Source organism: Chitinimonas sp. (assembly GCF_041904975.1).
Taxonomy (GTDB): Bacteria; Pseudomonadota; Gammaproteobacteria; order Burkholderiales; family Chitinimonadaceae; genus Chitinimonas.
Map to the genome: position 1 here is coordinate 1 of NZ_JAYRLZ010000199.1, position 8223 is coordinate 8223.

Here is an 8223-nt window from a genome sequence, read left to right on the forward strand (position 1 = left end):
TTGCTGACCTCGAAGCCGGCGGCCAGCTTGATGATATCGACGATGCGCGCATCGCTGATGTCCAGCATATAGCGCACGCTGCGCAGGATGTCGTTGGCGATCATGACTAAGTCTCGTATGGGTAGCCCGGCATTTTAGCGCTTGAGCGTGCTGCGCCGGTATGGTTGTTCTGGCGTTTGTTGCCGGGAAAGCGGTTGCAGCGCAGCGAATTTGGGTATGCTGGACAGGATTTCCTGCCCCGAGGAGCCAGCATGAGCGAACAAGCCAATGATCCCTTTGCCTTTTTCCGGCAACTGTTCAAGCCGATGGAGGGCATGCAGCCCTTCATGCCGCCGATGAGCGAAGAGGAATGCGCGCGCAAGATTGCCGAATTGCGCACGGTGGAGCAGTGGCTCAGCATGCAGGTATCGCTGGTGCAGATGAGCATACGCACCCTGGAATTGCAGCAGGCCAGTCTCGCGGCGCTCAAGCCGCGCGAGCGGCCGGCGGCGCCGGATGAGGGCAATTACTGAGTGGGTTGCGCCTCGCCGATGCCGTAGCGGCGCGCCTTGCGCCAGGCCAACAGGCCGATCAGGCTGGAGCTGACCGCACCAATGGCCAAATAGAGCGGCTGGCGCGCCAGCCACGGCGAAATCAGGCCGGCCACCAGGGTACTGATCATCAGCTGGATAAAGGCTTGCAGCGACGAAGCCGTGCCGCGCTCGTTCGGGTACAGGTCGAGCAGCAATAGCGCCAGCGTCGGAAAAGCCAGGGAAATGCCGATGCCATTGGCCATGATCGGCAATACCGCCCATGGCCAGCTCACTTTCGGCACCAGCAGGCAATAGGCGACATTGGCGAGGCCTGCGACCAGCATGATCCGGTAGGCCAAACGGATGGTCGAGGCGGGCGGCTCGCGGCCGGCGCGGTGGCCGGATAGCCAGGCACCCATCATCATCCCGGCGATGGTGGGTGCAAAAAAGTAGACAAAATCAGTCTGGCCCAGCGCCAGATGGGTGAGCACAAACACCGGCGCCGAGGCGATATAGATAAACATCGCTGAAAAATTGAACGAGCCCGATAACGCCACCCAGACAAAGGCCGGATTGGCCAGCATGTCGAAGTAGCGCCCGAACAGGGGGCGCGGCGCCAACGGTTGGCGCAAGGCTTTCGGGTGGGTTTCCGGTAGCCAGCGCCAACACGCCAGCAGCAGGACCAGCGAGAACAGCGCCAGAAAGTGGAAGATGGCCTGCCAGCCAAAGCGGGTGCCGATATGGCCGCCTATCATCGGCGCAATGGCTGGTGCCATGCCGAATACCAGGGTGATGCGCGACATCACCCTCTGCGCGGATGCGCCATGAAAGCGGTCACGGATGATCGCCCGGCCGACGATCAGCCCCGATCCAGCCGAGAAGCCCTGCAGGGCGCGAAAACCCAGCAGCACCCAGATCGAATTGGACAAGGCACAGCCGATCGAGGCGAGGCCGAACATCGCTACCCCGCCCATGATCACCGCCCGCCGACCCAGTGCATCGGACAGCGGCCCATGCAGCAGCGACATCACCCCGTAGGCCAGCAGATAGACGCTGATGGTCTGCTGCATCTGGATCGCATCGATACGCAGCTCCCGCTCCATCACCTGGAACATCGGGAAAATGGTATCGATGGAAAACGGGCCGAACATGGCAAGCCCGGCCAGCAAGATCACGAGGCCAGTGCGCGAGGGTTCGGTATGGGAGGGGGAATCAGACATGATGCGATTCACTGCGGACAATCGCGCAGTGTAACCGCGACGGCGGCATCGCTGAGCTTGAAATTGAGCGTTAATGGTTCACAAGTGCAAGGCAAAGGCGCAGAGAACGCGGAGGGAGGCAGAGAAAAAACCGGAAGAACCCACAAGAACGACAGCAGAAACCAAAAAAATGATCGGCTTTCACTACGTAGTGCGCAGCGCCTGCCATGGTCCTTGCCTTTCTCTGTGCCCCTCGGTGTTCTTTGCGCCTCTGCGTTGCAGCCTTTGCCCTTGAAGTGGGACGTTCACATCAAACCGCGTCACTACCCGTTTCGCCGGTGCGGATGCGCACGACCTGTTCCACTGCAGTCACGAAGATCTTGCCGTCGCCGATCTTGCCGGTGCGGGCGGCTTTGACGATGGCGTCGATGGCGGCGTCGATCTTGTCGGCGGTCAGTACCGCTTCGATTTTCACCTTGGGCAAAAAGTCGACGACATATTCAGCGCCACGATACAGCTCGGTATGGCCTTTTTGCCGGCCAAAACCTTTTACTTCGGTGACCGTGAGGCCGCTTACGCCGATGTCGGCCAGTGCTTCGCGTACTTCGTCTAGCTTGAACGGCTTGATCACCGCTTCGATTTTCTTCATGTCCATGCCGGTCTCCTTGTAAAAAAGGGGCCAAGCGGCCCCTTTTCATGTTGCGCAATGCTCAAGCTGCTTACTCAACCTTGGCCTTGGCCTTCAGGTCGGCAATCATCTTGTCCAGTGCCTGGCCTTGCATCTGCTGTTGCAGATTGCCCTTCACTTCGTCGAAGGACGGGCCTTGCGGCGTGCGCGAGTCTTCCAGCTTGATCACGTGGTAGCCGAACTGGGTCTTCACCGGGGCCTTGGTTACTTCGCCCTTGGCCAGCTTGCTCATGGCATCGCCGAATTCCTTGACGAAATTGGTCGGTGCAGCCCAGCCCAGATCGCCGCCATTGCCCTTGCTGCCCGGATCTTCCGACTTGTCCTTGGCCAGGTCTTCAAACTTTTTGCCCTTCTTCAGTGCGGCGATCACATCGTTGGCTTCCTTTTCGGTCTTCACCAGGATGTGACGGGCGTGGTATTCCTTGGAAGGCATCTGGCCCTTGAGCTTTTCGTACTCGGCCTTCAGCACGTCTTCGGCAATGGTATTGGTCTTCTGGTAGTTGGCAACATAGGCCTTCAGCAGCACGTTCTGCTTGGCCATGGCGGTTTCCAGTTGTACGTCGGCGTCCTTGTCCAGACCCTTCTTCAGGGCTTCCTGGGCAACCACTTCCTTGGTGACCAGATCATCACGGATCTTGGTGCGCAGTTCCGGGCTGTCCTTGGCGCCACGCTCGGCCAGTTGCTTGAGGATGAAGTCCATCTGGGCTTGCGGAATGGCGACGCCATTGACAACCGCGACCGGCTTGTCGGCGGCGAACACGGCACCGGCGAGCAGCGCGGCGATCAGAGCGGGAGCGAAGCGAATCTTGGTTTGCATCGAATGCGTCCTTATGGGATACAGGTTGGTGTTGATCAGAAACTAATTCTGGGTTTCTTCGGGGGCACGGGCATCAATGGCCAGCGCATGAATCTGCTGGCGCATCAAGTCACCCAATGTCTGGTAGATCAGCCGGTGGCGGGCCACCGGCGTCAGGCCGGCAAAGCGCTCGGACACGATATGAAGATGAAAGTGCCCACCACCAGATGCCGCGCCGGCATGGCCGGCATGTTTGGCACTGTCGTCATCCAGTGTCAGGCTGCTTGGATTCAGGTCGGCGAGTTTCGCACGGATTTGTTCCAGGGTGTTCATGCTGGCAGCACTTTCTTGAACGGGCGCACCTCGACCGAGGCATATACGCCAGCTGCCAGATACGGGTCGGTGTCGGCCCAGGCCCGCGCGGCGGCCAAATCGGCAAATTCGGCCACGATCAGGCTGCCGGAAAATCCGGACGGGCCAGGGTCCGGCGAGTCAATGGCGGGAAACGGTCCTGCCAGAAGTAGGCGGCCTTCAGCTTGCAGTGCCTGCAGGCGCGCCAGATGGGCGGGCCGGTTTTCCAGGCGCTTGGCCAGCGAATCAGCGGTATCTTGGCCGGTAATGGCGTAATACATCATGATTCCTTCGAGTCGGCATTGGTTTGCGGCATATGCTTGGCAAGCCACAAACCCTGTGCCACGGCAAACAGCAAGGGGAAGCCGATTACCAGGACCAGCTTGAACTTCACCCACACCGCTTCGGGATAGTTGAGCGCCACATACAGATTGACGCCGCCTTGCAAGACGAAAAAGCCTACCCAGGCCCACATCAGCTTGTCCCACACAATATCGGCGAGCTTCAGCTCCTTGCCCAAGAGCAGCTTGAGTGGCAATTTGCCAAGGCCATAGCGGCCAATCAGCAAGGCACTGGCCATCACGAGCGACAGCACGGTGGCTTTGAGCTTGATAAACATGGCGTTGTGCAGCACCAGGGTGGCAGTGCCCATCACCATGATCAGGCCAAAGCTGATCCATTGCAGTGCATCGATCTTGCGGCGGCGTGCCAGCATCCAGATCATTTGCAGGGCGGCAACCACCATGGCCAAGGCGGTGGCGAATTCGATAGGCTTATCGAGGCCAAGGGCGGGAGCGGTGATGCCGGAGAAGTAGCCGGTAAACAGGATGATTACCGGGAGCAGATCGAACAGGAATTTCATGGTGGGCGCGATTATGCCGATGCGCTAGGCATCGGGCAATCGGCTTGGCATGGCGATGCGCTTATTTACACTTCGATGCGACCTGCCATCGCCTGCCAAGGCCGCCACGGCGCCAGCCGCGCGGGAAATGCTGCCATGACATTTTTCCGACACAGGTAGCGCAGGCTAATCGTCGACGCGCTACAGCGTCCCTAGCAGGCGCCGCATCGCCGACTCGATGCCGGCAGGTGTCAGGGGATACATGCGATCGCCCATGATATCGCGCACCATGCGTACGCTTTCGGTGTAATCCCAGTAGTGCTCGGCCACCGGATTGAGCCAGACCGCGGAAGGAAAATGCTCGAGCAGGCGGCCCAGCCAGACACGGCCGGGCTCCTCATTCATATGTTCGACCGATCCGCCCGGATAGTCGATTTCGTAAGGGCTCATGGTGGCGTCGCCCACGAAAATCAGCTTGTAGTCGCTCGGATAGGTATGCAGCACATCCCAGCTAGGAAGTCGCTCGCTGTGGCGGCGCTTGTTGTTGCGCCACATCGATTCATACACGCAGTTGTGGAAGTAGGCGTGCTCCAGATGCTTGAATTCGCTGCGCGCGGCCGAAAACAGCAGCTCGCATACCTGGATATGATCATCCATCGAGCCGCCGACATCGAGACAGAGCAGCACCTTGACTGCATTGTGGCGCTCATGGGTGTATTGGATATCCAGCCAGCCGGCGTTATTGGCGGTGGCGCGGATAGTGGATGGCAAATCCAGCATGGCGGCTTCGGCGTGGCGCGTCATCTGCCTGAGCCGGCGCAGCGCCAGCTTGAAATTGCGGGTGTCGAGCTCGCAGCTGTCATCGAAATCGCGAAACTCACGCTGATCCCATACCTTGACCGCCCGCCGGTGGCGTGAACCATCCTGGCCGATGCGGATGCCTTCCGGGTTATAGCCATAGGCGCCAAACGGGCTGGTGCCGCCGGTGCCTATCCATTTATTGCCACCCTGATGGCGCTCTTTCTGCTCCGCCAGCCGCTGCTTGAGCGTTTCCATCAGCTTGTCCCAGCCCATGCCCTGCATGGCAGCTTTTTCTTCGGCGCTCAGCTGCTTTTCCAGCAATTTGCTCAACCAGTCTTCCGGAATATCGGCTTCGATTTTCTCCAGCAGACTCTCCACGCCTTTGAAATAGTGGCCGAACACCTGGTCGAAGCGGTCGAAGTATTTTTCGTCCTTGATCAGGATGGCGCGGGAAATGATATAGAAATCGTCGATGCTGCCGGCGACCACGCCTTGATCGAGTGCTTCGAGCAGGCTGAGGAACTCCTTGACCGAAACCGGCAGTTTGGCGGCGCGCAGCTGATAGAAAAAGTCGAGAAGCATGGTTTATTGCAGCAGGTTCAGGGTTTCGGCTTTGTTGATAAGCTGGGCAACATTGTTCACTTCCAGCTTGCGAAACAGGTTTTCGCGGTGTTTTTCCACGGTGCGGGGCGATAGTGTCAGCCGTTCAGCAATGGCCGTGCTGGATTCGCCAGCGCAAATCAGGTGCAGGATCTGGAATTCACGCGCCGTCAAAGCCACCGTGGCGTCTTTGATGCGTTCGGTCGCCGCCTTGGCGATGACGCGCTCGCCGGCCAGCACGCGGCGCAGTGCATCGAGCAACAGGGTGGCCGAGCCTTCTTTCAGCAGCACGCCATCGGCGCCCGCATCGGCCAGTTGTTTCAGCAAGGTGCCCGATTGGGCCGCGGTCAGCATGATTACCTTCAGTTCCGGGTAGCGCTGCTTCAGATAGGCCAGCACTGCGGCGCTATCGTTGCCGGGCATGTGGTAATCGAGAATCACCAATTCCGGCCCATGTTCACGTACCAGCTCGCGCAGGCTGCCGGCATCGCCCGCTTCCGCCACCACGGTGTAGCCGGCATGGGAGAGCAGCAGTTTCAGCCCCTCCCGGAAGATGACATGGTCGTCCGCTATAATCAGTCGCATTTCGCTCGCCCGGCCGTTCTGGCCCTGTGTATCCCGCCTATGTTGACGCATTTTCCCGCTCTACGCCGCTGGCTTTGGCTGGCTTTATGGCTGCCGCTTGTGGTGCAGGCATCGAGTCTTGCGCTGACGCAGGCAGGCGGCCCGTTCAAAGCCAGTGCACATGCCGAGCATTTTACCGGTTCCACCGCGCAAACCGCTCTGGCCGATGTTGCGGCGGCCGGCGCCGTATTCCAGCCCTATGCCGACCGCAAGATTGACCTGGGCGCCGGCGGTCACTGGATCAGGCTGATGGTTCGCAATGCCGATGCCGTGCCGGCGCCATGGTTGCTGGACCTTGGCGTGCCTGATCTGGAACGGCTGGAGGTATACCAGCAAGACGCTGCGGGCATGCGCACCTTGATCCGCCTCGATGCGGCCAGCCGCTTTGCCGATCGCCCGGTGCCGGCCCGTTTGCTGGCGGTGCCGGTTGCGTTGCCGGCCAATGAGCAAGTGCAGCTGTATATTCACTACCGCGTGCATGGCGATACACCGCTTCGCCTGCAATTCATGACCCGCGCCCAGTTTGCCGACCGGCTGGCTGACAGCAATCTGGTAAATGGTCTGATTATCGGCGCCTTGTTGCTGCTGCTGGCTTTTGCCGTCGCACAGTTTTTTGCCTTGCGGCGCCAGGCCTATGGCTACTACAGCCTGATGCTGACGGCGGTGGTGCTGTTCCTGCTGCAAATCGAAGGCTATCTGTACCAATGGCTATGGCATGACGCAGGGAGGTGGAACCAGGTGGCGCCGGTAGTGCTGGTAGGGCTGATTCATCTTGGCCATGCCGCCTTTGCCGCGACCTTGTTTCGCCTGAGGCGAACGCTGCCCTGGCTTTTCCGCCTGTATCTGGTTTACGGTTTCCTGATGACGGCCGCAACCGCCTTGTTTGTGCTGACTGGCAATCTCACTGCCCTGGTGGCGCTGTCGCTGGTGTTTTCGCCGGTGAACCCGGTGGTCGGCCTGCTCGCCCTGCGTCGGCGACTGCCTGCAGCTGGCTATTTTCTGGCCGGTGCGGTCAGCATCGGGCTATGCATGAATGTCCTGTTCAGCCTGAGTGTGGCCGGGGTAGCCGGCCTTGCCGATATCGATATCTTTCTTTACCCGAAAATCGGCTATCTGCTTGAGGCCCTGCTGTTTGCGGCTGCCCTGGGCCGACTCGTGCAACTATTGCATCAGCGCAATGAGGCAGCGCTGCAGCACCGGCTGGCCGAGGCCGAACAATTGGCGCAGGCCGAACTGGCGCGTGGCCGCGCCTTGCAAGCGGTGCATCAGCAGCAGTTGCAGCTGGCAGCAGCCGGACATGATCTGTCGCAGCCGCTGTCGTCGATCCGCTTTGCGCTGGCCGCCCTGCGTGCCCGAACCGACCAAGAGGCGGCGGCCCGGCATATCGACAAGACGCTGGATTACTGCGAATCGCTACTGCGTGAACTGATTACCGAAGCGCGCAGCCAGGTCCGGCAAAATGCGCAATGGCTGGCGCTGGGCGATGTGCTGCGGGATGCGCAAGCCCGTCACCGTGCTGCGGCCGAGCAAAAGGGACTGCAGCTGCGGGTATGCCCTAGCTCGGCGGAGGTGCTGGCATCTGGCCTGATCGTGGCGCGCATACTGGACAACCTGATCGGCAATGCCATTCGTTACACCAGCCGCGGGCAGGTATTGCTCGGGGTAAGGCGACGGTCGGCCGGGCTGGAAATCCAGGTGATCGATACCGGCCCGGGTATGGATCTGGCCCAGCGCGAGCGCCTGCTGGCGCCATTTACCCAAAGTGGCGGGCTGGACAACGAACATCTGGGCTATGGATTGGGCCTGCATAT

11 protein-coding genes are annotated in these 8223 nt (G+C 60.1%); 2 read left to right on the plus strand and 9 right to left on the minus strand.

Annotated elements, in window-relative coordinates:
* On the minus strand, positions 1–104 hold a 104-nt coding region (locus tag ACE3OH_RS16165; RefSeq protein WP_374355257.1), incomplete at its 3' end, for a DUF1456 family protein.
* 147 nt (positions 105–251) lie between these two features.
* Here ACE3OH_RS16165 and ACE3OH_RS16170 point away from each other — a divergent pair.
* Positions 252–512, plus strand: coding sequence for a PhaM family polyhydroxyalkanoate granule multifunctional regulatory protein (locus tag ACE3OH_RS16170; RefSeq protein WP_374355230.1), 261 nt, complete (start codon positions 252–254; stop codon positions 510–512).
* Here ACE3OH_RS16170 and ACE3OH_RS16175 read toward each other — a convergent pair.
* From ACE3OH_RS16175 to ACE3OH_RS16210, 8 genes are all read right to left on the minus strand, one after another.
* Positions 506–1732 carry a multidrug effflux MFS transporter gene (locus tag ACE3OH_RS16175; protein ID WP_374355233.1) on the minus strand — a complete coding sequence of 409 codons (1227 nt, stop codon included), beginning with the start codon at positions 1730–1732 and terminating at the stop codon, positions 506–508. The genes ACE3OH_RS16170 and ACE3OH_RS16175 overlap by 7 nt on opposite strands.
* 289 nt (positions 1733–2021) lie before the next feature.
* Positions 2022–2360: a P-II family nitrogen regulator gene (locus ACE3OH_RS16180; protein ID WP_374355260.1), complete on the minus strand. Its 339-nt coding sequence runs from the start codon at positions 2358–2360 to the stop codon at positions 2022–2024.
* A gap of 70 nt (positions 2361–2430) precedes the next feature.
* The gene (locus ACE3OH_RS16185; RefSeq protein WP_374355236.1) at positions 2431–3216 is read right to left on the minus strand and encodes a peptidylprolyl isomerase; all 786 of its coding nucleotides are present in this window, start codon (positions 3214–3216) and stop codon (positions 2431–2433) included.
* Positions 3217–3258: 42 nt separating this feature from the next.
* Positions 3259–3528 carry a BolA family protein gene (locus tag ACE3OH_RS16190; RefSeq protein ID WP_374355239.1) on the minus strand — a complete coding sequence of 90 codons (270 nt, stop codon included), beginning with the start codon at positions 3526–3528 and terminating at the stop codon, positions 3259–3261.
* On the minus strand, positions 3525–3827 hold the full coding sequence (locus tag ACE3OH_RS16195; RefSeq protein WP_374355263.1) for a YciI family protein: 303 nt from the start codon (positions 3825–3827) through the stop codon (positions 3525–3527). Before ACE3OH_RS16195 ends, ACE3OH_RS16190 begins: the two co-directional genes overlap by 4 nt.
* Positions 3827–4408 (minus strand): septation protein A, encoded by a 582-nt coding sequence (locus ACE3OH_RS16200; RefSeq protein ID WP_374355242.1) that lies wholly within the window; start codon positions 4406–4408, stop codon positions 3827–3829. The genes ACE3OH_RS16195 and ACE3OH_RS16200 overlap by 1 nt, the downstream gene beginning before the upstream one ends.
* Positions 4409–4588: 180 nt before the next feature.
* Positions 4589–5770, minus strand: coding sequence for a VWA domain-containing protein (locus ACE3OH_RS16205; RefSeq protein WP_374355245.1), 1182 nt, complete (start codon positions 5768–5770; stop codon positions 4589–4591).
* A gap of 3 nt (positions 5771–5773) precedes the next feature.
* Positions 5774–6373, minus strand: coding sequence for a response regulator (locus tag ACE3OH_RS16210; protein ID WP_374355251.1), 600 nt, complete (start codon positions 6371–6373; stop codon positions 5774–5776).
* Between ACE3OH_RS16210 and ACE3OH_RS16215 the strand changes: the two genes are divergently transcribed.
* The coding region (locus ACE3OH_RS16215; RefSeq protein WP_374355254.1) for a sensor histidine kinase at positions 6347–8223 on the plus strand (1877 nt) is incomplete at its 3' end. The two genes, ACE3OH_RS16210 and ACE3OH_RS16215, sit on opposite strands and share 27 nt — an antisense overlap.